The organism is Bacillus sp. GW821-FHT01G09, from assembly GCF_059422205.1.
The window spans coordinates 333,827-356,577 of the sequence record NZ_JBWKWL010000004.1 but is presented as its reverse complement, the minus strand read 5'-3'; the positions used below and the strand labels follow the sequence as shown (position 1 = coordinate 356,577).

Below are 22,751 nucleotides of genomic sequence, written 5' to 3'. Positions count from 1 at the left end.
AAGAGCATTTTTTGAAGTTTTGTTTCAAAAAATGCTCTTTTTCTATTATTCAGCGATTCGTATTTTCATTTCGACACGATATTCTTCTTGTTTTTTCGGGGAGTAATGAATCGGTATGATTAACTCGTATACATCACTGACAACTGTTAATTGGCGGTCTGCGATATACTTGATAAGCTTCTGTAAGTTGAGAAAATAATGTTCAGGCGAAAAATTATACGCGATACACGCATACCTCCCTTTAGGGATTGTTGTGATTTCCATATCCGGCGTAATTGATGAAATCTGTTTATTCGTCAATACAGGCGTGAAAATATGACGGTAAGTCATTTCATCAATGCTGGTGTAGGGCTGAAAAGAGAAAGTAGCGCCGTAGCTATTGTTCGTAAATCCATCTGCTGACTCGATAAATTTTTTTAATTTGCTGTAGGAGGCGTTGAGCACGTTTTCAGGCCCGATTCCTTCTGCCTCTGTCTGAATAATCCGTATTTCTTCTTCATCTAAAACAAAAACCTCACCGAGCGCGGGATATTCCATCTGCCGTTTCATCCGCTTTTTCACCAATGAAATGGTTTGCTCCAGTGCTGATAAAAAGTCTAATTTCTCCCTGATTTGCCTCTCCTGCTCTGTATAAAAAGCAAACAGTTCTTCCATCTCTAAGTCCTGTGCTTTTTTCATCTCTTCTAAAGGTGTGCCGATATATTTCAATGATTTGATCAAATCCAGATGAATGAGCTGAGAATCTGTATAATAGCGGTAGCTGGTATCCGGGTCGACGTAGGCGGGTTTAAATAAATCAATTTTATCGTAATAACGGAGCGCTTTAATCGATACATTTGCCAGTTTTGAAACTTCCCCAATTGAGTAATACGATTCCTTCATGCCATCACTCCTTCTATCATCAGTATAAAGAAGAAGCGCATTCTTTACAGTACACAAAGAATACGCTTCTTATCACGTGCTGGCTTTAAGATGTGCAGGCGCTTTCCAAGCAATGGTCAGTGCAATCCCTATAGCCAAGGTGACCGTTGCAAAGTAGAAAGGATAGTTTACATCTATATCGAACAGCATTCCGCCGATAATAGGCCCGAATACATTGCCGATACTTGTAAACATTGAATTCATACCGCCGGCAAACCCCTGCTCATTTCCCGCAATCTTTGACAGGTAAGTCGTTACCGCAGGCCGCATGAGATCAAATCCGACAAATACGGTGACTGTCACCAGCAAAATCGCAACATATGAATTTACCGTTGTCAGCAAGAATACCAGACTCGTCGAGAGAATTAAGCTGTACCGAATTAAATGGATTTCGCCAAACCATCTTGTGAAGCGGTCGAATAAGACGACTTGCGTAATGGCGCCAACAATCGCTCCTCCTGTAATCATAATGGCAATGTCGCTGGCCGTAAAACCGAATTTATGATCCACGAATAATGCAAATAAAGATTCAAATGATGCTAAACCAAAAGACGAAATTAAGATAATGAGAAAAGCTATGAAATACATGGGGGCAAAAATCCGTTTAAAGCCTGTCTTCTGTCCTTTTATTTCCTGATTTTCAGGGTTTCGTTCCGGCTCGCGCAGCGTGAGGATTGATAAAATGGCTGCTAACAGTGCAAAAGCTGCCGCAAAGAAAAAAGGCAGCCGGGAATGGACTTCTGCTAAAAATCCCCCGATGCCGGGACCGATAATAAATCCTGTTGAAATAGCGGCTGACATATAACCGAGCGCTTTCGGCCGTGTTTTAATGGTCGTGATATCTGCGATAAAAGCCGTGACCCCAGGCATAATGAAGGCTGCGCTGATACCGCCCAGCATACGGGAGATAAATAACATCTCAACTGTTTTTCCAATGCCGAATAAAAACTCCGACACACTAAAGAACAATAGGCCGATCACGATCATGATCTTGCGCCCGAAGCGATCAACCCATCGTCCGGCTATTGGTGAGACAATGAGCTGTGTAATAGCGAAGCAGGCAACCATATAGCCGACCGCAGTCCCTGATAAATGCAATTCATTCATAATGGTCGGCGTTACTGGAATCACAAGCCCGATCCCCAAAAAAGCAATAAATAAATTGGTTAATAATATAGTTAAGGTAATATTTTTCTTCTCCATATGACTTCCCCTTTTTCAAGTGTGTATCCCTTATACTGTAAGACCTCCTCCTAGGGGAGAGTCAACGGATTTGCAAAATCTTTCTAAAGCCTTATGACAGTTATTCATTTGCGGGAACAAGCATGTCGATATGCTGCGGCAGGACCTGAATGACTGCGGGTGTATGTGTATAAACTTCTCCATCCATATCCGCCTTTTTGGCAGTGTCTGTTTCAATCTCGATACGGGAGGCCTGGACATAGGACAGCTCTCCGGTAAAACGATCAATTGAGCCCTGTTCCATGCTCATCAGCTCCCGCAGCGCGGTGAGGTTGGTGTTGCGGCATATGAGAACATCAAGTAAGCCGTCTTCAATACTGGCATCGGGCAGAGGAATTCGATTCGTTCCAATGTATTGGCCATTCATCACAAGCAGCATAACGGCTTCTTCTTTAATTTCTTCTCCATCAATTTTTAATGTCATCGGAAACGATGCAGCGGATGAGACGGTTCGCAAGGCACTTGTAAAATAGCTGATTTTTCCCAATAATGCTTTTTCCGTTTCGTTGATTTGATTCGACGTTTCTGCAATTAAGCCGATCCCCCAGAAATTCAAAAAATAACGGTCATTCATCTGACATACGTCTACGCTGGTTTTTTTTCCTGCCATAAGTGCTTCCGCAGCCTTTGCAAGATTTTGAGGGATGCCAAGCACTCTTGAAAAGTCGTTGCACGTGCCGCCGGGCAAAATTCCGACAGCGGGTTTTCTTTCTAGAGCGCTGATAGCATTTATGCATTGATGGATCGTGCCGTCGCCGCCGAGAATGAAGACGGTGTCGACAGAATCATCAATGGATCGGCAAAAATGATACGCATCATCCTTTTTCTTTGTCTGTTTAATAATCACCTCATCTAAATGGTGAGATAAAACCGGCACCACAGCACCAAGTGCTTTTTCTATATTTTTGTTGCCGGCATTTCCGTTATGAATCAGTAACGCTTTCCGGTGGCTCATATACAACTGCTCCTTTATTTTACTTCTGGTTATATAATCCCCTTTTTCTGTAAGCAGTAAACGAAGAGCAAAAAAAGTGCACGGCGAAGCAAAGTCATTTGCCGATATGGACGTTTCCTTGCTATCATAAGAACAGATGATGAAAAAGGAGAGGTCTTCATTGAACATGGACTTTAATTTATTTATGAATGATATTGTCCGCCAAGCGAGACAAGAAATAACAGCTGCCGGATACACCGAGCTTAAAACAGCCGAAGAGGTGGATGAGGCACTTACGAAAAAAGGAACGACGCTCGTCATGGTAAACTCTGTTTGCGGATGCGCCGGAGGAATTGCAAGACCGGCAGCCTACCATTCCGTTCACTATGATAAAAGACCTGATCAGCTCGTCACCGTTTTTGCCGGACAGGATAAAGAAGCGACAGCGCGTGCGCGTGACTATTTTGAAGGTTATCCGCCATCTTCTCCGTCCTTTGCGATTTTGAAAGACGGAAAGATCATGAAAATGGTAGAGCGCCATGAAATTGAAGGCCACGAGCCGATGGCTGTAGTGGCAAAGCTGCAGGAAGCCTTTGAAGAATATTGTGAAGAAGTATAAGACGAACAACCCGGATGCCCAAGCGGCCCGGGTTTTTTTGTGCATAAATTTCCAAGGGTATATGAATAAATATTAAGGGATTATTCAATCGGATTGTACAGTGATTTTATTTTTATCTAGTAATATCAAAAAGAGATCACTGGAAAGATAAGCTTGAAGATAATTTTTAAAAATAGTATTGCATAAAAATAAGAAACTGTTTAAAATACAAATTAACGAATAAATATTCAAATACACCAAAAGTAATGAATACGGGGGAAATGGATCATGAAAAAATGGCTCTTATTACTTGTAGCTGCCTGCATTACCTTTGCATTATCTGCTTGCGGCTCAAGCAATTCAGGTTCAGAAGGCGGCAAGAAAAAATTAATTATGGGTACTTCGGCGGATTACAAACCGTTTGAATATAAAGAAGGCGATAATATTGTCGGCTTTGATGTAGAGTTGGCAAAAGCTCTGGCAAAGAAGGCAGGCTATGAAATTGAAGTGCAGGATATGGACTTCAACAGCTTAATTACAGCGCTCAAATCAAAACAGGTGGATCTCGTTCTGTCAGGAATGACACCAACGCCTGAGCGTAAAAAACAAGTTGATTTTTCCGATGTGTATTACACAGCGAACCATATGATTGTCAGCAAAAAAGACAGCGGCATTCAATCTTTGAAAGACCTGAAAGGAAAAACAGTTGGCGTTCAGCTTGGCTCTATTCAGGAAGAGAAGGGGAAAGAGCTTTCTCCAGAATATGGTTTTAAAACAGAAGACCGCAACAGAATTTCTGATTTGGTGCAGGAAATCAAATCTGACCGCTTCGATGCCGCGATTATTGAAGACATTGTTGCAGAAGGGTATTTCAAATCAAATGATGACCTGCAAGGCTTTGTGATTCCTGATGCGAAAGCGGAAGAAGCCGGTTCAGCAATTGCTTTTAGAAAGGACAGTGAACTGACAGACAAATTCAATAAAGCGCTCAAGGAAATGGAAGATAACGGAGAGCTTGAGAAATTGAAGAAAAAATGGTTCGAGAAGTAAAAAAGCGGCTCAACTTTTTCGTTGAGCCTTTTTATTGAATAGGAAATCTTTTTTCCTGTAAGAAAAGGAGACAAAGGCTATGAATTTGGATTTTTCAGCAACGATCCCCCAAATTCCTTTTATATTAGAAGGCTTGGCAATTACATTAAAAATTGTTGTTGTATCTGCTATTATCGGACTTATACTCGGTATTGTGCTAAGCTTATGCAAGATCAGCACATTCCGCCCGTTTATCTGGATCGCTGATTTTTATACATCAGTGTTCCGAGGCACGCCTTTAGTGCTGCAGCTTATGATTGTCTATTTTGGCCTTCCTCAGCTGCTCGGATTTCAAATTGACCAGTTTTGGGCTGCAGTTGTCGCATTGTCTTTGAATTCCGCCGCTTATGTATCGGAAATTATCAGAGCCGGAATCAATGCCATTGATAAAGGGCAAAAAGAAGCTGCTGTTGCACTCGGTGTCCCGTATGGAAAAATGATGAAGGATCTGCTGCTGCCGCAGGCCTTCAAAAATATATCACCTGCAATTGTGAATGAATTAATTACGTTAACAAAAGAATCGGCGATCGTCACCGTCATCGGGCTTGGTGATGTCATGAGACGCGCATATCAAGCTGGCGCCGCCACTTACAATTACCTTGAGCCGCTCATTATCGCGGGATTGATTTATTATGTGCTTGTCCTGATTTTAACGTTTATCGGCAAGGCTGTAGAAAGGAAGCTGAAATCCAATGATTAAGGTTGAAAAGCTGTCAAAATCATTTGGGAAACACGAAGTATTAAAAAACATTTCAACAACAATCGCTGAGGGTGAGGTTGTTGCCGTGATCGGCCCTTCAGGCTCAGGCAAATCAACGTTCCTACGCTGTTTAAACCTGTTGGAAAAGCCTAACGGCGGAACCATTACAATAAAAGACACAGAGATTACGAAGCCGAAAACCAACACATTAAAGGTCCGGGAAAACATCGGGATGGTTTTTCAGCATTTTCATCTCTTTCCGCACAAAACGGTTCTCGAAAACATCATGTACGCGCCTGTCAATGTAAAAAAAGAATCAAAACAGGCTGCACAGGAGAAAGCTGAGGACCTGCTCCGCAAAGTCGGTTTGTTTGAAAAGCGAAATGACTATCCAAACCGTTTGTCTGGCGGACAAAAACAGCGTGTCGCGATTGCCAGGGCTCTTGCGATGAATCCGGACATCATGCTGTTTGACGAGCCGACCTCCGCCCTTGATCCAGAGATGGTCAAAGAAGTGCTACAGGTGATGAAAGAGCTGGTCGAAACCGGCATGACCATGGTGATTGTCACACATGAAATGGGCTTCGCAAAAGAAGTGGCAGACCGTGTGCTGTTTATGGACCAAGGAATGATTGTCGAAGACGGCAATCCGAAGGAATTTTTTATGTCGCCAAAATCCAAAAGAGCGCAGGACTTTTTAGAGAAAATATTATAGAATATAAAAAAGAAGAAGGCTGGCCGCCTCTTCTTTTTTATTGAAGAAACAAATAGAAATGGAGTCCGACATGTTTAAAATTGGTTACCGCACAATAAAGACCGCTCTTGGAACAGCTTTGGCTATTTATATAAGCCAGTTATTGCATTTGCAAAACTTCGCATCAGCAGGAATCATCACCATTTTGTGCATACAAATCACACAAAAACGGTCGCTTCAGGCCTCATGGGCCCGCTTTGCGGCATGCTGTCTGGCAATTGTTTTTTCTTATCTCTTTTTCGAGCTTATTGGCTACCACCCGTTTGTGATCGGAGCGCTTCTTTTGATATTCATTCCGATAACGGTTCTGTTAAAAATTAACGAGGGTATCGTCACCAGTTCCGTTATTATCCTTCATTTATACATGTCCGGCGGCATTACGCTTGCTTTCATCTGGAATGAAGTTCAGCTGATTACGGTTGGCATCGGCGTCGCTCTATTGATGAACTTGTATATGCCTAGTCTTGATCGGAAACTGATTGCCTACCGCAAAAAGATAGAGGATAACTTTGCTGTCATTTTTGCAGAAATCGAACGGTATTTGTTAACTGGTGAGCAAGATTGGTCAGGAAAAGAAATTCCGGAAACGCACCAGCTCATTACGGAGGCTAAAAACCTGGCATATCGAGATGTGCAAAACCACATTTTGCGTTACGAAAATCTGCATTATCATTATTTTAAAATGAGAGAAAAGCAATTTGAAATTATCGAACGCCTTCTCCCTAAAGTGACATCGATCTCCATCACGGTAGATCAGGGAAAAATGATCGCTGAATTTATTCATGATTTGCGGGAGGCGATACACCCTGGGAATACAGCGTACAAATTTCTGAAAAGACTTGCTGACATGAGAAAAGAATTTGAGGAGATGCCGCTTCCGGCGACTAGAGAGGAATTTGAAGCGAGGGCCGCTCTCTTCCACCTTCTCGGCGAAATGGAACAATATTTAGTGATTAAAAGTTATTTTAAAGGAATAAAAGCGCAAAAATCACTCGGATGATTCGCATGAGCTCTTCCTTCATTGGTCAACCTAATGAAAAAGGAGGAGCTTATGCGTTTTTTCTTATGTTCGATTTTTATGATGATTTCACCGATTTGGCCTCTCGGCGAAAATCCGCTGCCGGGTGATCCATATGTTATTGTCAACAAGCGAACAAATGAACTTGCTGTTATCCTCGACAACAAAGTAGAAGGCGTGTATAGTGTGGCGACTGGAAAAACAGATGATTTGACGCCTGAAGGAGAGTTTTCGGTAACGGTAAAAGCGGAAAATCCTTACTACAGAAAGAAAAATATTGAAGGGGGATCTCCTGATAACCCGCTTGGGGCAAGATGGATCGGATTTGACGCGAAAGGAACGGACGGGCGGATTTATGGAATTCATGGGACAAACCGAGAAGAATCAGTAGGAAAATTTGTGTCTAACGGCTGTATACGTATGTATAACGATGAGGTCGTTCATTTGTTTCAAACGATACCAGTAGGAACGAGAGTGCTGATCACGGACGACAACCGCTCTTTTGAGGAGATTGCCATCGAGCATAAAGCTCTGATAAAAAAGCAGGATATTCCCAATGAATAAGGCGCCTGCTTTTTTATCGTTATAAAAACATGACGATTCCTGAGAGTACAGTTGAAAGAATAAAAACTCCCAAAATCACGATCAAAACGCTTTTCATCAGTTTTTGAGACATGATTTTCACTCCTTAAACAATCTGTCTATATTTTAGCGTGTTTTGAATGGGCGGACAAGCGATATCTATTAGCGAAAGCAGGGATGCAAATGAATAGGCTTGACCATATCGGGATAGCCGTTTTTTCGATAAAAGATGCAAGAAGCTTTTATGAAAATGTATTGGGGCTTGCATTTCTTCATCAAGAAACGGTTGAAGAGCAAAAGGTGAATGTTGCTTTTTTTCAAGCGGGTAGCGTCAAACTTGAGCTGATAGAGCCGTTGACAGCTGACAGCCCCGTCCGTTTATTTTTGGAGAAGAAAGGGCAGGGACTGCATCATATTGCGTTTTTGTGCAACGGCCTATCTGAACAGCTTCAAGCCTTGTCTGACCGGCATGTTCAATTGATTGACAGGTTTCCAAGACAGGGAGCGAACGGGAAAAAGATCGCGTTTATTTCCCCTCGGGAAACAAACGGTGTTCTTGTAGAGCTTTGTGAACCGAAAGGAGACCAACACAATGAATATGAATGAGCACATAGATCATTTATACACGAAACGCAAGCAGGCAGAAGAAGGCGGAGGACGGGAAAAGCTGGCTCAGCAGCGGCAAAAGGGCAAGCTCACTGCTCGGGAAAGGATCATATTTCTTCTAGATCAGGACAGCTTTATCGAATTACACCCCTTCATGGAAAGTCAAGTGTTAACAAGAGAACAGCGCATGTTAGGGGATGGGGTCGTGACAGGGTACGGCACAATTGACGGCCGCTCAGTTTATGTATTTGCGCAAGACTTCACAGTGTTCGGAGGGGCGCTTGGCGAAACCCATGCCAGGAAAATCTGCGCTTTGATGGATCTGGCAGCAAAAAATAAGGCGCCGATTATCGGGCTGAATGACTCAGGTGGTGCGAGAATTCAAGAGGGTGTGGTATCATTAGATGGATACGGTCACATATTTTACCGAAACGTCTTATATTCCGGAGTCATTCCGCAAATATCGGTTATTTTAGGGCCGTGCGCTGGAGGCGCTGTATATTCTCCGGCACTCACAGATTTTATATTTATGGCTGAACAGACCGGCCGGATGTTTATTACCGGCCCGAAGGTGATTGAAAAAGTGACAGGGGAACAGGTTGATGCGGAGAGCTTAGGCGGAGCGGGGATACATAATGCCGTCAGCGGAAACGCGCACTTTTCCGGACATACGGAGAAGGAGGTTCTGACAGGGGTGAGAAAACTGCTGTCTTATTTGCCGCTGAATGGCCGGACAACAGAGCCGAAGCCAGAGAAAGAGGCGTCCAGACCGTTATTAAACCGTCTTGTCCCTGCTGACACGACAAAGCCTTATGATGTTCGGAAGGTGATCAGGGAGCTGGCCGACCCGCAGTCTTTTTTTGAGATTCAGCCATTTTTTGCGAAGAACATTGTCATTGGGTTTGCAAGGCTGGGTGAAAAAGCAATCGGCATCGTGGCGAGCCAGCCGAAGCATCTGGCGGGAAGCCTGACGATTGACGCTGCTGATAAAGCAGCAAGGTTCATCCGTTTTTGTGACGCATTTGATATCCCGCTGTTGACTGTCGAAGATGTCCCGGGGTTTCTGCCGGGTATTCAGCAAGAGCACAACGGAATCATCAGGCATGGAGCAAAATTATTGTTTGCTTATGCTGAAGCGACTGTCCCAAAAGTCACACTCATCATTAGAAAAGCGTACGGCGGCGCCTATGTGGCCATGAACAGCAAAGCGATCGGAGCGGACCTTGTGTTTGCATGGCCGAATGCTGAAATCGCAGTGATGGGTCCAGAAGGTGCGGCATCGATTTTGTATGAAAAGGAAATCAAAGCTTCAGCTGACCCGCAAAAGACGAAACGCGAAAAAACAGCTGAATACAAAAAGCAAAACGCCGGCCCATACAAAGCGGCCGCTTGTGGAATGGTCGATGACATCATTTTGCCGGAAGAATCAAGGGGAAGACTGATTCAAGCTTTTCATATGCTTACACATAAGACAGAAGAGAGACCGAAAAAAAAGCACGGTAACATACCGCTTTAATATGGAGGGACTTACAAATGGTGAATGAAAAACGCCTGCTGGAAGAATTTTTAGAGCTTGTCCAAATTGACTCAGAAACAAAGCACGAAGCTGAAATCTGCAAAGTGCTGAAACGAAAATTTTCTGATTTAGGTGTGGACGTTAAAGAAGACGATACAATGGATATCACGGGCCACGGAGCCGGTAACCTGATTTGCACGCTAAAAGGGACAAAACAAACAGATACGATCTATTTTACATCTCATATGGACACAGTTGTACCCGGAAACGGCGTAAAACCACTTGTAGAGAACGGTTACGTCAAAACTGACGGCACGACGATTTTAGGCGCTGATGATAAAGCGGGGCTGGCTGCAATGTTTGAGGCGATTAAGGTGCTGAAAGAAGAAAACATTGAACACGGCACGATTGAATTCATCATCACAGTAGGGGAAGAATCGGGTCTGATCGGAGCGAAGGCTCTTGACCGTTCTATGATCACTGCATCCTACGGCTATGCTCTTGATTCAGACGGAAAAGTCGGAAATATTATTGTGGCCGCGCCGACACAGGCGAAGGTAAGAGCGGCAATTTTCGGGAAAACCGCGCACGCCGGGGTTGAACCTGAAAAAGGCATTTCAGCGATTACAATCGCTAGCAAAGCCATTTCAAAAATGCCATTGGGCCGTATCGATGAAGAAACAACAGCTAATATCGGCCGGTTTGAAGGCGGCACACAAACAAATATTGTGTGCGACGAAGTTCATATTCTTGCTGAAGCGCGCTCTTTAGTTCCTGAGAAAATGGAAGCTCAGGTTCAAAAAATGAAAGCTGCTTTTGAAGAGGCAGCTGCTGATATGGGCGGACGCGCAGAAGTCGAAATTGAGGTTATGTATCCGGGCTTTAAATATCAAGACGGCGACCAAGTTGTTGAAATCGCGAAAAAAGCGGTTGCTAAAATCGGACGTCCAAGCGAGCTGCAAACGAGCGGCGGCGGAAGCGACGCGAACGTAATCGCTGGTCATGGCATCCCGACGGTCAATCTTGCTGTCGGTTATGAGCAAATCCATACAAAAAATGAAAAAATGCCGATCGAAGAGCTCGTTAAAACGGCAGAAATGGTTGTTGCCATTATTGAAGAGGCGGCAAAATAAAAAAAGAAAACCCGAGTGCGATTTCCCGCATCGGGTTTTTTTAGCTCCATTTCCTAAGCGGCCAAAATAACACGTCCTGTTTTTTAGCGTAATGAAGCAAGGGGTCTGACTTTGGCAATGTAATGCCGTGAGCATCAGTCACCGTATTGACTGAAATTTCCGCTTCAGCGTTTTGCAGCAGCCATGGATGATGATGGATGTCTTCGTAATAGAGTTTGTTTTGATTGGTAGTATAGAGTCTATACCGTTCTGTCAGCCAGTAATCGAGCGAATCCTTTTCTGCTGTAAAAGGAGCTGAAACGGGCCGGTATGCGGCGTGGAATGCTGCTTCTTTGTCATCTTTCCGCTTGCTGACATAGTCAATGCCATCACCGTTTTTTTCGGCTTTCATATCCGCGTAAAAATAAGGCAGATGAAAGAATGTGCGAGCGCCAAGGACGGCCAGCCGATGATCGGCATCTAAGCTAAAAAAATAAATGCCGGGCTTGCCTTTATACGTGACATAGGTGCGGAGGTTAAGCTCAGGAAATGCACGCGCACCGGGAATGGCAGGAAGATAACGCGCCCTCAGGTTCGTGAGCATAAAGGGAAGCATGCTGATCCAAGCTTGCCCGTTATATGTATCTAATTCTAAAACGGACGGTACCAAAGCGCGAAGGATAGAAACATCAACAGGCCAGTGGGCAAATAAGACATCATTCCAGGTTTGTCTCATAATCCAGATTCCTTCAGGTACAGAAATATTTTTTTGCTGAAAGCGTTCCGTCAACGTACATGCTCCTTTCATATGGAGGTGAGTAAAGGTATTCCCGATCTCCTTCTTTTTAAACGGTACGGCTGTTTTTTTAGGATAGCCATTTCTGCTTCAGCCATGATAAACAAGACTGTTTGGTGCGGTATGCTTTGCAAGTAACAAAAAAACAACCCCGGCTTTTCGCGCGGGGTTGCTTTTTTATTTCACAGACTCAGTAAGAGCGGCTGTTTTTTTACTTTTATGATGCGTCATCTGAAGGACGATGTTTTGCACTGTCAAAAACAGTCCGCTTGTAAACCAGTACAGCGGAAGGGCTGCCGGAACATTAAGCGAGAAAATCGTCATCATCACAGGGAAGATGAACACCATCAATTTTGCGGATTGCTGTGCCGCAGGGTTTTGCGGGACAGCGGAATATTTCGCGCTCAGTTTTTGAGCGACATAGGCCTGGATAAAGTACATTGCTCCCGCGCTAAGAGACACGAGAATGTCAGATTGTCCTAAACTGAACCATAAAAACGAGTGTGACGCAATTTCAGGTGTAGAGCGAATCGCGTAATAAAACCCAATCACAATAGGAAACTGAATCAGCATTGGGAGGCATCCCATAGCAAGCGGATTGATGTTGTTCTCTTGATACAGCTTCATCATTTCCATTTGCAGTTCTTTTTGTTTTTCAGGGTCCTTCGTTTTTTTCAATTTGGCCTGAATGCTGTCAACCTGAGGTTTAATAACGGCCATTTTCTCTTGGAACACGCGCTGTTTTTTGAACTGATTAACAAACAAAGGCAGTACAACCATACGCACAATAATGGTTACGAGGATAATAGAGAGTCCGTATTCTCCGTGAAACAGCCCGGCAACACCCTTAAGCAGAGCGGAAAACGGTTCGATTAAATAATCGTGGAAAAAACCTACGTTGCTGAGGCCTCCCACCTGATTAGTCGCTGCAAATGCAGCATTGCCCGAGCATAATACGATCAAAAAGATACCCATAGCCAAAAGTTTTTGATATGTTTTTAACAATTTTGTTCTCCTCCTTTTTATAAATGCGGTTTATAAAAGAAGAGAACCGGCGTCTTCCTCATCGTTCACAGGCGAATTCATGCGGAAGACTTTACGTATCCAAGTTGTAATGCGATGATATATAATAATAAGAAAGTCTGTTCGGTTAATGTGAAAGACCGTCTGATGTTCATCTGTTCGTTTAGATTTCCAGTGCTCGCCGGCACGGCACTCTCGTAAGAGGAATGCAATCCCGATTGCCGTTAGAGCAGGAAGAATAATTGTGAAAAAATCGACTAAGAATAAAACGTCATTTATCGATTCCACAAACATTGTCATCACATCCATTCAATAGCTTCATTTTACTATATGTACAAGCTGTTGTCTAATGACCGAAAAGGAGATTTGTTTATGCCGGGAAAGAGCCGAATTATTTTCCATATTGATATGAATAGCTTTTATGCGTCGGTTGAAATGGCATATGATCCGGCTCTCCGGGGAAAGCCGGTCGCAGTTGCCGGAAACGTAAAGGAGCGAAAGGGCATTGTGGTAACATGCAGCTACGAAGCAAGAGCGCGCGGCGTCAAAACAACGATGCCGGTTTGGCAAGCGAAGCGCCATTGCCCTGAGCTCATCGTTCTTCCGCCGAACTTTGACCGCTATAGAAACTCTTCACGAGCGATGTTTACCATTCTTCGTGAATATACTGACCTGGTAGAGCCTGTCTCCATCGACGAAGGCTATATGGACATGACCGATACACCATACAGCAGCCGCGCTCTAGAGACGGCAAAAGAAATCCAAAGCAGGCTGCAAAAAGAGCTGCTGCTCCCGTCAAGCATAGGGATCGCACCGAATAAATTTCTCGCTAAGATGGCGTCTGATATGAAAAAACCGCTTGGAATTACGATTTTAAGAAAGAGGCAAGTGCCTGATATCCTGTGGCCGCTTCCTGTTGGAGAGATGCACGGAGTCGGCAAAAAGACAGCGGAAAAACTGAAGGGACTCGGCATCCATACAATCGGAGAGCTTGCTGCAGCTGATGAACACTCGCTGAAACGCCTGCTTGGCATCAACGGTCCGCGCCTTAAAAATAAAGCAAATGGCATTCACCATGCGCCGGTTGACCCGGAGCGCATTTACGAATTTAAAAGCGTCGGCAACTCATCGACACTTTCCCATGATTCCAGTGATGAAGAAGAGCTGTTGGGCGTCTTTAGAAAGCTTGCCGCTTCTGTGAGTGCCCGTTTACAGCGCAAGGAAGTCATGGCTTCGAAGCTTTTTATTATGATTAGATATGCGGATTGGAAAACCATCACAAGAAGCACCACGCTGAGAAACCCGATTGATCAAAAAAATGACATTTTGAAAGAAGCGGAGCACCTCTTTTTTAAACATTGGAATAAAAATCCTGTCAGGCTGCTTGGCATTACCGGAACGGATTTAGTAGAAAAAGAGCAGGCCTATAAACAGCTCGATTTGTTCAGCTTTAATGAAGATGCGAAGGATGAGCCCATTCAGCAGATGATGGAAAAGCTGAATAAAAAGTACGGTACCAAACTGATCAGAAAAGGGGCAACGTTAAAAAAAGAGGAGAGCAAAACAAAGGGAACAAGCTTTAATAAAGATTTTTTTCAAGATGAAAAGAAAAGCTGAATCGCTTGAAAAAAAGGGTGAATGTATGGTAATTTCTTTATTATAAATATCATTTTATTTTAATTTAAATTTTAAAATGATTAAACGTTTGCAGAAGGGACGTTAGAATATGTCAAAACAACAAATCGGCGTTATCGGACTTGCGGTCATGGGTAAAAATCTGGCTTTAAATATCGAAAGCCGGGGATTTTCTGTTTCTGTTTACAACAGATCAAGCAGTAAAACTGAGGAGTTTTTACAGGAGGCAAAAGGAAAAAATGTTGTTGGCACATACAGCATTGAAGAATTTGTCCAATCCTTGGAAACACCGCGCAAAATCTTATTAATGGTTAAAGCGGGAACTGCAACAGATGCGACAATTCAATCTCTTCTTCCTCATCTAGAGAAGGATGATATTTTAATTGACGGCGGTAATACATACTATAAAGATACACAGCGCCGTAACAAAGAACTCGCTGAAAGCGGCATTCATTTTATCGGAACAGGCGTTTCCGGCGGAGAAGAAGGGGCGCTTAAAGGGCCTTCTATCATGCCTGGCGGACAAAAAGAAGCACATGAGCTTGTAAAACCGATTCTTGAAGCCATTTCTGCAAAAGTTGACGGAGAACCTTGTACGACATATATCGGTCCGGACGGCGCCGGCCATTACGTAAAAATGGTGCACAACGGAATTGAATACGGAGATATGCAGCTGATCTCTGAATCATATTTCATTCTGAAACAGGTGCTGGGCCTTTCTGCTGATGAGCTTCATGAAGTTTTCGCTGAATGGAATAAAGGCGAGCTTGACAGCTACCTGATTGAGATTACGGCTGACATCTTCACAAAAAAAGACGAAGAGACAGGCAAGCCGCTTGTTGATGTGATTCTTGATAAAGCAGGGCAAAAAGGAACAGGAAAATGGACTAGCCAAAGCGCACTTGACTTAGGCGTTCCGCTTCCGATTATTACTGAATCTGTATTCGCACGCTTTATCTCAGCTATGAAGGAAGAGCGTGTGAAAGCGAGCGGACTTCTTTCAGGACCAGAAGTGAAGCCTGTTACAGAAAATAAAGAAGAGCTGATTGAAGCGGTCAGAAAAGCGTTGTTCATGAGTAAAATCTGCTCATACGCGCAAGGATTTGCCCAAATGAAAGCTGCTTCTGAAGAATACAACTGGGATCTGAAATATGGTGAAATCGCTATGATCTTCCGCGGTGGCTGCATCATTCGCGCGGCATTCCTTCAGAAGATCAAAGAAGCTTACGATCGCGAGCCTGAGCTTGACAACCTGCTTCTTGACAGCTATTTCAAGAATATTGTAGAAAGCTACCAAGGAGCGCTTCGCCAAGTGATTTCACTTGCAGTTGCCCAAGGTGTGCCGGTGCCATCATTCTCAAGCGCATTAGCCTACTATGACAGCTACCGCACAGCCGTACTGCCTGCAAACTTAATCCAAGCACAGCGCGACTACTTTGGTGCTCATACTTATGAGCGTACTGACAAAGAAGGCATCTTCCACACTGAATGGATGAAGTAATCAATAGAAACCCCCGAAGCTCTAGAGCTTTGGGGGTTTTGTTATTAAAAAGATTGTTATACCTTTGTGGCAACTGCAAAAAAGCCGAAAATGCTTACAAGCATTTTCGGCTTTTTTTCTTATATATTCCACCAGTGTAAGCCGTCTTTCGCCAAAAGATCATCAGATTCTTTCGGTCCCATCGAGCCTGATTCGTAGTTAGGAGATAAGGTTTTGTTTGCTGCCCATGTTTCAGAAATAGAGTCGACAAAGCTCCAAGAAAGGGCAACTTCATCCCAGTGTGCAAAGTTTGTTGCATCGCCAAGAAGACAGTCGTGAATTAGTTTTTCATATGCTTCAGGGGTGTTCAACTCGTCATTGCAATTGCTGCAATAATCGAGTTTGATTGGCTGTGCGTGTGCTGCTCCGCCAAGCTTTTTAGCATTTAAGTAAAGCGTAATGCCTTCGTCAGGCTGAATATGAATGACAAGCAAGTTCGGATTCATGTTGTTTTCATTACCGTAGTACAGGTTCATCGGAATGTCCTTAAATTGAACGACAATTTTTGTGGACTTTTCTTTCATTCGTTTTCCGGTTCTGATGTAGAATGGAACACCAGCCCATCTGAAGTTGTCGATCAAGAGCTTGCCGGCAACAAAGGTTTCTGTATTGGAGTCAGGAGCGACATTATCCTCATCGTTATAAGCAGGAACCGGTACACCGTCAATTTCACCAGCTTGATATTGTCCGCGAACAAAGTATTCATCCACTTCGTCTTTTGCTATAGGACGCAGTGCTCTCAGCACCTTCACTTTTTCGCTGCGGATTTCTTCTGTGTTCAATTTGATAGGCGGCTCCATTGCAAGAAGGGCAACCATCTGCATAATATGGTTTTGCACCATGTCGCGAAGGGCGCCTGATTTTTCGTAATATCTTGCGCGGTCTTCAACGCCTAGTGATTCGCTAGATGTGATTTGAATGTTTGAAATGTAACGGTTTGTCCAAAGCGGTTCGAAAATCGCATTGGCAAATCGAATCACTTCAATGTTCTGAACCATTTGTTTGCCTAGATAATGGTCGATTCTGTAAATTTGATCTTCCGTAAATGCTTCGCGGATTTCTTTATTCAATGCCTGTGCGCTTGGCAGATCATGGCCGAACGGTTTTTCGATGACAAGGCGGGACCAGCCGGTTGTAGCTGTTACACCCTCTGATTTTAATGTTTTTGCAATTGTTCCGAAGAATTCAGGAGCCATTGCCAAGTAGAACATTCTGTTGTTAGGAATTTGATATGTATCTTCCAGCTGGTTAAGCAATACGTTAAGCTCTTGATAAGAACCAGGGTTTGTCACGTCAAACGGGTGATAGTAAAAATGAGACGTGAAATCATCTATATGCTTATCTGCAGATGAGGAAATGGATGTTTTAACAGTTTGGCGAAGATCCTCATTAGACCAAGGTCTTCTTCCAACTCCTACTACTGCAAACTCTTCTCCGATTTGTCCGTTTTGATATAAACGGTGAATAGACGGATACAATTTTCGTTTTGCTAAATCTCCAGTTGCACCGAATATGACAATTACTGCTTTTGGTTGTTGGTTTGTTTTCACTAAAAGTACCTCACTTTATTCGAAGCTTTATTTTAGTACACCCCGTATATTTCCTTCATTTTAAATCTAAAATTCAACGAAAGCAAACATTTAAGCCCTTTTTTAAGCAGAATGCTGAAAAAATGTTTCTAGCACGAAAGGATTGTTCTTTTCAGAGGCAAGATTCACATTTTGAGCTTGATCCTGTATTCTTGTAGGTATCTGGTTCTAGTAGGAGGAAGGAAACGTGGAATTACTTTTTTTAGGGACGGGAGCCGGCATTCCCGCCAAGGCGAGAAATGTAACGTCGGTGGCATTAAAATTGCTTGAAGAAAGGCGTTCGGTATGGCTTTTTGACTGCGGGGAAGCCACACAGCATCAAATTTTACATACAACGATTAAACCTCGTAAAATAGAGAAAATCTTTATTACACACATGCACGGCGATCATGTATACGGACTTCCGGGGCTTCTGGGGAGCCGTTCCTTTCAAGGCGGAGAGGACGAGCTGACAGTGTACGGACCTAAAGGGATCAAGGCGTTTATTGAAACAAGCCTTGCCGTCACGAAGACCCATTTGACATATCCGCTTGCGATCCAGGAAATTGAAGAAGGAATCGTGTTTGAGGACGATCAGTTTATTGTCACAGCGGTATCTGTTATTCATGGAGTGGAAGCCTTTGGGTACCGTGTGCAGGAAAAAGACGTACCGGGTTCCTTGAAGGCTGATGTATTAAAAGAAATGAACATCCCGCCCGGACCTGTATATCAGAAAATCAAAAAAGGCGAAACGGTAACGCTTGAAGACGGACGAATCATCAATGGGAATGATTTTCTGGAGCCTCCCAAAAAGGGAAGATCTGTTGTGTTCTCCGGTGATACGAGAGTAAGTGACAAACTAAAAGAGCTTGCGAGGGATTGTGATGTGCTTGTTCATGAAGCAACCTTTGCTAAGGAAGACCGTAAACTTGCTTATGATTATTATCACAGTACAACGGAACAAGCGGCTGTAACAGCGAAAGAAGCAAGAGCGAAGCAGCTCATTTTAACCCATATCAGCGCAAGATACCAGGGAGATGCTTCTTTGGAGCTTCAAAAAGAAGCGGTTGACGTTTTCCCCAATAGCGTGGCGGCATATGATTTCTTAGAGGTAAATGTCACGCGAGGCTGAAGGCGGAGCTCTTATTTGACAATTTGTGATGATGTTGTATAATAAAACGTAATCATTACGCTTTATAAGGAGACGTTAATTATGAGAGTAAATGTTACTTTAGCCTGCACTGAAACGGGAGACCGAAATTACATCACAACAAAAAATAAACGCACCAATCCAGACCGTTTGGAGCTGAAAAAATATTCACCGCGTTTAAAGAAATATACCCTTCACCGTGAAACAAAATAATATTAAAGACCGGGAATCCCTTACGGCCCGGTCTTTTTTTACGTTAATTGACTGCCTGGTAAAGAGGAGCGGCCTGCTGGCACGCTGCGCACCATACGTCATAAATAGCCAAGTGAACGATATGAGGTTCATCATGATGGATGTTGTGGGAGCTGTTTTTAGCTTGAATCCAGCCGCTTTGGTTAGATAGAGACAATATGCTGCTGTGCAAGTTTTGCCACTCCTGTTCAGCAGCGAATTTCTCAGTCCGTTCTCCTGATGACAACACAAGGAGAGGCATGTTTCCTAAGTGGACTTGCCGCTTTTTGAGCTCCTGCAGACTTTTTGAAAACTCTGCATGTGTGCCCTCAAGCATCATCTTTCTCGTATGTGATTTGTGCATTTCTTCGGGTATAAAGGTAAAGCTGGCGCAATCGCCTAAAGCTGGGTCAAGAAGGACCATGCCGATAATATCATACTTGTTTTTGCAGGCCCATAAACCGGTGATGACAGCTCCGTATGAGTGTGAAACAGCCAAATAAGGAGGTTTTACATCAGCTGCTTTAAGCAAACTCTCCAATTCTTTCACTTGTTGATCAGCTGTTCGTTTAGCTCTGCTTTGCCCGCTTTTTCCTATGCCTGCCCGATCATATGTGAAAATGCCAAATTCATCATCAATGTCCGCCATTAATGGTTTCCACGTCTCAGAAGAAGTACCATAGCCGGCCTCAAAGACAATCGTTACACCGCTTGATCCTTTCCGGTGCTGTGTATGAAACGCACATCCGTCAATTGTATATGTCTTTTCCATCCAAGCTGATTTCATTGGAGTCATCTCCTCTAATTGGTTCTACTAGGGAGACGGAGAACCTTAGCCGATCGTTTCTCTAAAAATAAAAAAAGAGATATCCTCTACAGGATATCTCTTATGGCATTACCAGCCTCTTTCGTATTGAACAGGGGCCGGAATCTCTGTGTTGAGCTGTTTCGCAGCAGTTCTTGCAAAGAATGGATCCCGCAAAAGCTCTCTGCCGATAAAGATGAGATCGGCACGTCCGTTTTGCAGAATTTCTTCAGCCATTGAACCGTCTGTAATCATGCCGACGGCACCAGTAGCCATGTCCGCCTGTTCACGGATTTTCTCAGCGAAGCTGACTTGATAGCCAGGGAATACGTTAATGTCTGCGTGAACAAGGGCGCCTGAGCTGCAGTCAATTAAGTCAACACCCTGCTCCTTCATCCATTTTGCAAAACCGATGTGATCGGCAATGTCTAAGCCTTTATCAGTGTAGTCAGAAGCAGATACACGGACAAATAAAGGACCGTCCCATACTTGTTTGACTTCATCAATGATCTCTCTCAAGAAACGATAGCGGTTTTCAGGTGAGCCGCCATATTCATCTGTGCGATGGTTGGAAAGCGGAGATAAAAATTCGTGAATTAAATATCCGTGCGCCGCATGAATTTCAATCACATCAAAGCCGGCTTCTTTTGCGCGGGCAGCCGCTTGCTTGAACTCCTGAACTGTTTCTTTTACTTTTTCTGCTGACATTTCTACAGGTGTTGCTGATTGTTCGTCAAACGCAATCGCCGATGGAGCGAAGATATCTCCTTCAAGCTCAGCTTTACGTCCGGCATGGGCAAGCTGAATGCCGATTTTTGAACCTTGTTCTTTGACCTGCTCAGTCAGTTTGGCAAAGCCTTCAATATGCTCGTCGCTCCAAATGCCTAAGTCTTGGTCAGTGATTCGTCCTTGAGGATTAACTGCTGACGCCTCGACAATAATCAGTCCGACCTGGCCGATTGCGCGCGATATGTAATGTGCCATGTGGAACGGTGTCAATTTTCCGTCCTTTTCATGAGAAGAATACATGCACATTGGCGACATGACAATGCGGTTTTTTAACGTCATATCTTTAATTGTAATCGGTGTGAATAATTTTCTGGCCATTTCTTTCGCCTCCCGTAAGGTTTTTAGAGATTGATTATATCAAGTCATTTCTTTCCCGTCATATAAACTGCTCAAAAGAACCGCTTTTGTCAAACATTTCTGTATAATAGACGAGAAATCAGTTTATTTTTCAGTATAGAAGCATTTTTATTCATAGGAGGGGCGAAATCAATGAATTGGCAGACGAAGGACGAATTGCTGGCACTTTTAACTTCTCTTGTGCAATACGAAAGCATCACCGGTTCAAAGGGCGAGGCAGCACTTGCAGAGTATCTTTATTTTATTTTGAAGGACAAGCCCTATTTTCAAAAGCACCCTGATGATGTAATACTTCATCCGATGGACGATGGCAGATCTTTTCTTACGGCTCTAGTCAAAAAGAAGAATGTCAAAAAGACAGTGCTTCTGCTGAGTCATTTTGATGTCGTTGACATAGAAGATTACGGCGAATTTAAACATATGGCTTGCAAGCCTGCTGAGCTTTTGAGCTCCTTTTTAGAGAAAAAAGAGCTGCTCCCGGAACGTGTGAGAAGAGATGCCGAAAGCGGAGACTGGCTGTTCGGAAGAGGGACGATGGATATGAAAGCGGGGCTTTGTGTTCAACTGTCGATGCTGGAGAGGGCAATGAACGGGCATTTTGAGGGCAATCTGCTGTTGATAACGGTTCCGGACGAGGAAGTGAATTCAAGAGGCATGATTGAAGCGGTTCCTGCATTGAAGGAAATGGAGAAAAAGCATGATATCACATTAACCGCTTGCCTGAATGCCGAACCGATGTTTGAAAAATTTCCCGGCGATCAGCAGCAATATTTTTATACAGGAAGCATTGGCAAGGTGCTTGCGGGTTTTTTCTGCAAGGGGATTGAGACACATGTTGGAGAGCCGTTTTCAGGCCTAAACGCAAATTTAATGGTATCTGAGATTAACCGTTTGCTTGAACTGAATGCTGATTATTGCGAAAAGGTAGATGGCGAGGTCACTCCGCCGCCGGTAAACTTAATGCAAAAGGACTTGAAAGAGGCATATTCAGTCCAGACACCGCATACAGCCGTCACATTATTTAATGTGCTGTCAATGAAACGCTCAGCTAGTGAGCTGCATCAGATGCTGCTTAAAACAGCAGAACAGGCGGCAGAGGAAATCATGTCGAACGTTCGGAAGAAAACACAGGATTTTCAACAATTTGAGCCATTTCAGCCGATTGAGCGGGACGTCACTGTTTTGACATTTGATGAGCTGGTCTCGCGTGCAAAAAAGCGTGCGGGGATCTCGGAAACAGAGCGGGCTCTAAATTATGCCTTTGCTAACAGGGGGGAGCTTGGAGACAGGGATTTTTCGACGAAAATTGTTTCTGAGCTTGCTTCGCTTTGTAAGGAGGATGCGCCGCTCATTGTGCTTTTTTACAGCCCACCGTTGTATCCGGCTGTTTCTTCGAAGGATGATCAATTGATCAGGAATACAGCAGATCAGTTAAAGCATTATGCGGCTGAGCGATACGGCATTGCATTACGGGAGGTTCAGTACTTCCCCGGACTTTCGGACTTGAGTTATCTTCAGCTGGAAAAGCAGGAGGTTGATGCATACACAAGCAATATGCCGCTCTTTAACAGAGGATATTCATTGCCAAGCGGTAAAAAACAGGCTTTATATGTCCCGGTTTTAAATGTCGGTCCGGCTGGTAAAGACCCGCATAAATGGACGGAAAGATTGTATATGCCTTATTCCTTTGAAGTGCTTCCCGATTTGCTTTCATTTACGATCTCCGTGCTATTAAAGCAATCAGAGTCTGCCGGCCAGCTGCTGCGGGAAACATAAAAAACAGAA

24 protein-coding genes are annotated in these 22,751 nt (G+C 43.8%); 14 read left to right on the top strand and 10 right to left on the bottom strand.

Features of this window, described 5'->3' with window-relative positions; translation table 11 throughout:
- Window positions 1-45 precede the first annotated feature (45 nt).
- The 3 genes from bmrR to AC07VD_RS15430 all read right to left on the bottom strand — a co-directional run bounded on the left by bmrR (window position 46) and on the right by AC07VD_RS15430 (window position 3,118).
- A complete protein-coding gene (gene bmrR, locus AC07VD_RS15440) occupies window positions 46-882 on the bottom strand; it encodes a multidrug efflux transcriptional regulator BmrR (protein WP_003230325.1) in 837 nt (278 codons plus the stop codon).
- A gap of 72 nt (window positions 883-954) precedes the next feature.
- Entirely contained in the window at window positions 955-2,124 is a 1,170-nt protein-coding gene (bmr, locus tag AC07VD_RS15435) for a multidrug efflux MFS transporter Bmr (RefSeq protein WP_024573463.1), read from the bottom strand.
- A gap of 100 nt (window positions 2,125-2,224) precedes the next feature.
- Complete coding sequence (locus AC07VD_RS15430; RefSeq protein WP_003230330.1) at window positions 2,225-3,118, bottom strand: diacylglycerol kinase family lipid kinase; 894 nt, start codon at window positions 3,116-3,118, stop codon at window positions 2,225-2,227.
- 160 nt (window positions 3,119-3,278) lie between these two features.
- Between AC07VD_RS15430 and brxB the strand changes: the two genes are divergently transcribed.
- From brxB to AC07VD_RS15400, 6 genes are all read left to right on the top strand, one after another.
- Window positions 3,279-3,716, top strand: coding sequence for a bacilliredoxin BrxB (gene brxB / locus AC07VD_RS15425; protein WP_003226477.1), 438 nt, complete (start codon window positions 3,279-3,281; stop codon window positions 3,714-3,716).
- A gap of 267 nt (window positions 3,717-3,983) precedes the next feature.
- Entirely contained in the window at window positions 3,984-4,745 is a 762-nt protein-coding gene (gene artP, locus AC07VD_RS15420; protein ID WP_494721813.1) for an arginine ABC transporter substrate-binding protein ArtP, read from the top strand.
- Window positions 4,746-4,824: 79 nt separating this feature from the next.
- Window positions 4,825-5,484 (top strand): arginine ABC transporter permease ArtQ, encoded by a 660-nt coding sequence (artQ, locus tag AC07VD_RS15415; protein ID WP_003230340.1) that lies wholly within the window; start codon window positions 4,825-4,827, stop codon window positions 5,482-5,484.
- Entirely contained in the window at window positions 5,477-6,199 is a 723-nt protein-coding gene (gene artM / locus AC07VD_RS15410; RefSeq protein WP_004398740.1) for an arginine ABC transporter ATP-binding protein ArtM, read from the top strand. The genes artQ and artM overlap by 8 nt, the downstream gene beginning before the upstream one ends.
- A gap of 70 nt (window positions 6,200-6,269) precedes the next feature.
- Window positions 6,270-7,238, top strand: a complete 969-nt coding sequence (locus AC07VD_RS15405; protein WP_014480207.1) for an aromatic acid exporter family protein — start codon at window positions 6,270-6,272, stop codon at window positions 7,236-7,238.
- A gap of 51 nt (window positions 7,239-7,289) precedes the next feature.
- Window positions 7,290-7,820 (top strand): L,D-transpeptidase, encoded by a 531-nt coding sequence (locus AC07VD_RS15400; RefSeq protein WP_014477276.1) that lies wholly within the window; start codon window positions 7,290-7,292, stop codon window positions 7,818-7,820.
- 19 nt (window positions 7,821-7,839) lie between these two features.
- On the opposite strand, the gene prli42 is transcribed toward AC07VD_RS15400, so the two are convergent.
- Window positions 7,840-7,932 carry a stressosome-associated protein Prli42 gene (gene prli42 / locus AC07VD_RS15395; protein ID WP_003226489.1) on the bottom strand — a complete coding sequence of 31 codons (93 nt, stop codon included), beginning with the start codon at window positions 7,930-7,932 and terminating at the stop codon, window positions 7,840-7,842.
- 89 nt (window positions 7,933-8,021) lie between these two features.
- Here prli42 and mce point away from each other — a divergent pair, with 89 nt between their 5' ends.
- The 3 genes from mce to AC07VD_RS15380 are packed head-to-tail and all read left to right on the top strand — an operon-like array spanning window position 8,022 to window position 11,093.
- Window positions 8,022-8,444, top strand: coding sequence for a methylmalonyl-CoA epimerase (gene mce / locus AC07VD_RS15390; protein ID WP_129092513.1), 423 nt, complete (start codon window positions 8,022-8,024; stop codon window positions 8,442-8,444).
- Window positions 8,437-9,960: an acyl-CoA carboxylase subunit beta gene (locus AC07VD_RS15385; RefSeq protein ID WP_326248478.1), complete on the top strand. Its 1,524-nt coding sequence runs from the start codon at window positions 8,437-8,439 to the stop codon at window positions 9,958-9,960. Before mce ends, AC07VD_RS15385 begins: the two co-directional genes overlap by 8 nt.
- A 17-nt stretch (window positions 9,961-9,977) precedes the next feature.
- Complete coding sequence (locus tag AC07VD_RS15380; RefSeq protein ID WP_326248275.1) at window positions 9,978-11,093, top strand: tripeptidase T; 1,116 nt, start codon at window positions 9,978-9,980, stop codon at window positions 11,091-11,093.
- Between the two features lie 40 nt (window positions 11,094-11,133).
- Here AC07VD_RS15380 and AC07VD_RS15375 read toward each other — a convergent pair whose 3' ends face one another.
- The 3 genes from AC07VD_RS15375 to mifM all read right to left on the bottom strand — a co-directional run bounded on the left by AC07VD_RS15375 (window position 11,134) and on the right by mifM (window position 13,191).
- Entirely contained in the window at window positions 11,134-11,862 is a 729-nt protein-coding gene (locus AC07VD_RS15375; RefSeq protein ID WP_494721814.1) for a YqjF family protein, read from the bottom strand.
- Between the two features lie 183 nt (window positions 11,863-12,045).
- A complete protein-coding gene (locus tag AC07VD_RS15370; protein WP_017697660.1) occupies window positions 12,046-12,873 on the bottom strand; it encodes a membrane protein insertase YidC in 828 nt (275 codons plus the stop codon).
- A gap of 30 nt (window positions 12,874-12,903) precedes the next feature.
- Window positions 12,904-13,191 carry a membrane protein insertion/folding monitor MifM gene (gene mifM / locus AC07VD_RS15365; RefSeq protein ID WP_129092867.1) on the bottom strand — a complete coding sequence of 96 codons (288 nt, stop codon included), beginning with the start codon at window positions 13,189-13,191 and terminating at the stop codon, window positions 12,904-12,906.
- A gap of 72 nt (window positions 13,192-13,263) precedes the next feature.
- Between mifM and AC07VD_RS15360 the strand changes: the two genes are divergently transcribed.
- Together AC07VD_RS15360 and gnd are read left to right on the top strand one after the other, a co-directional pair.
- Entirely contained in the window at window positions 13,264-14,508 is a 1,245-nt protein-coding gene (locus AC07VD_RS15360; protein ID WP_129092509.1) for a DNA polymerase IV, read from the top strand.
- Window positions 14,509-14,617: 109 nt separating this feature from the next.
- Complete coding sequence (gene gnd / locus AC07VD_RS15355; RefSeq protein ID WP_003230365.1) at window positions 14,618-16,027, top strand: NADP-dependent phosphogluconate dehydrogenase; 1,410 nt, start codon at window positions 14,618-14,620, stop codon at window positions 16,025-16,027.
- A gap of 119 nt (window positions 16,028-16,146) precedes the next feature.
- On the opposite strand, the gene zwf is transcribed toward gnd, so the two are convergent.
- A complete protein-coding gene (gene zwf / locus AC07VD_RS15350) occupies window positions 16,147-17,616 on the bottom strand; it encodes a glucose-6-phosphate dehydrogenase (RefSeq protein WP_086344049.1) in 1,470 nt (489 codons plus the stop codon).
- Between the two features lie 226 nt (window positions 17,617-17,842).
- Between zwf and rnz the strand changes: the two genes are divergently transcribed.
- Complete coding sequence (gene rnz / locus AC07VD_RS15345) at window positions 17,843-18,766, top strand: ribonuclease Z (RefSeq protein ID WP_494721815.1); 924 nt, start codon at window positions 17,843-17,845, stop codon at window positions 18,764-18,766.
- An 81-nt stretch (window positions 18,767-18,847) separates the two neighbouring features.
- Entirely contained in the window at window positions 18,848-18,997 is a 150-nt protein-coding gene (gene rpmG, locus AC07VD_RS15340) for a 50S ribosomal protein L33 (RefSeq protein ID WP_003226511.1), read from the top strand.
- Window positions 18,998-19,040: 43 nt separating this feature from the next.
- On the opposite strand, the gene AC07VD_RS15335 is transcribed toward rpmG, so the two are convergent.
- Together AC07VD_RS15335 and namA are read right to left on the bottom strand one after the other, a co-directional pair.
- Window positions 19,041-19,802 carry an alpha/beta fold hydrolase gene (locus AC07VD_RS15335; RefSeq protein ID WP_014477266.1) on the bottom strand — a complete coding sequence of 254 codons (762 nt, stop codon included), beginning with the start codon at window positions 19,800-19,802 and terminating at the stop codon, window positions 19,041-19,043.
- 108 nt (window positions 19,803-19,910) lie between these two features.
- Complete coding sequence (namA, locus tag AC07VD_RS15330) at window positions 19,911-20,927, bottom strand: NADPH dehydrogenase NamA (protein ID WP_003230377.1); 1,017 nt, start codon at window positions 20,925-20,927, stop codon at window positions 19,911-19,913.
- A gap of 171 nt (window positions 20,928-21,098) precedes the next feature.
- On the opposite strand from namA, the gene AC07VD_RS15325 reads away from it, so the two are divergent.
- Window positions 21,099-22,742: a M20/M25/M40 family metallo-hydrolase gene (locus AC07VD_RS15325; protein WP_494721816.1), complete on the top strand. Its 1,644-nt coding sequence runs from the start codon at window positions 21,099-21,101 to the stop codon at window positions 22,740-22,742.
- Window positions 22,743-22,751: the final 9 nt, after the last annotated feature.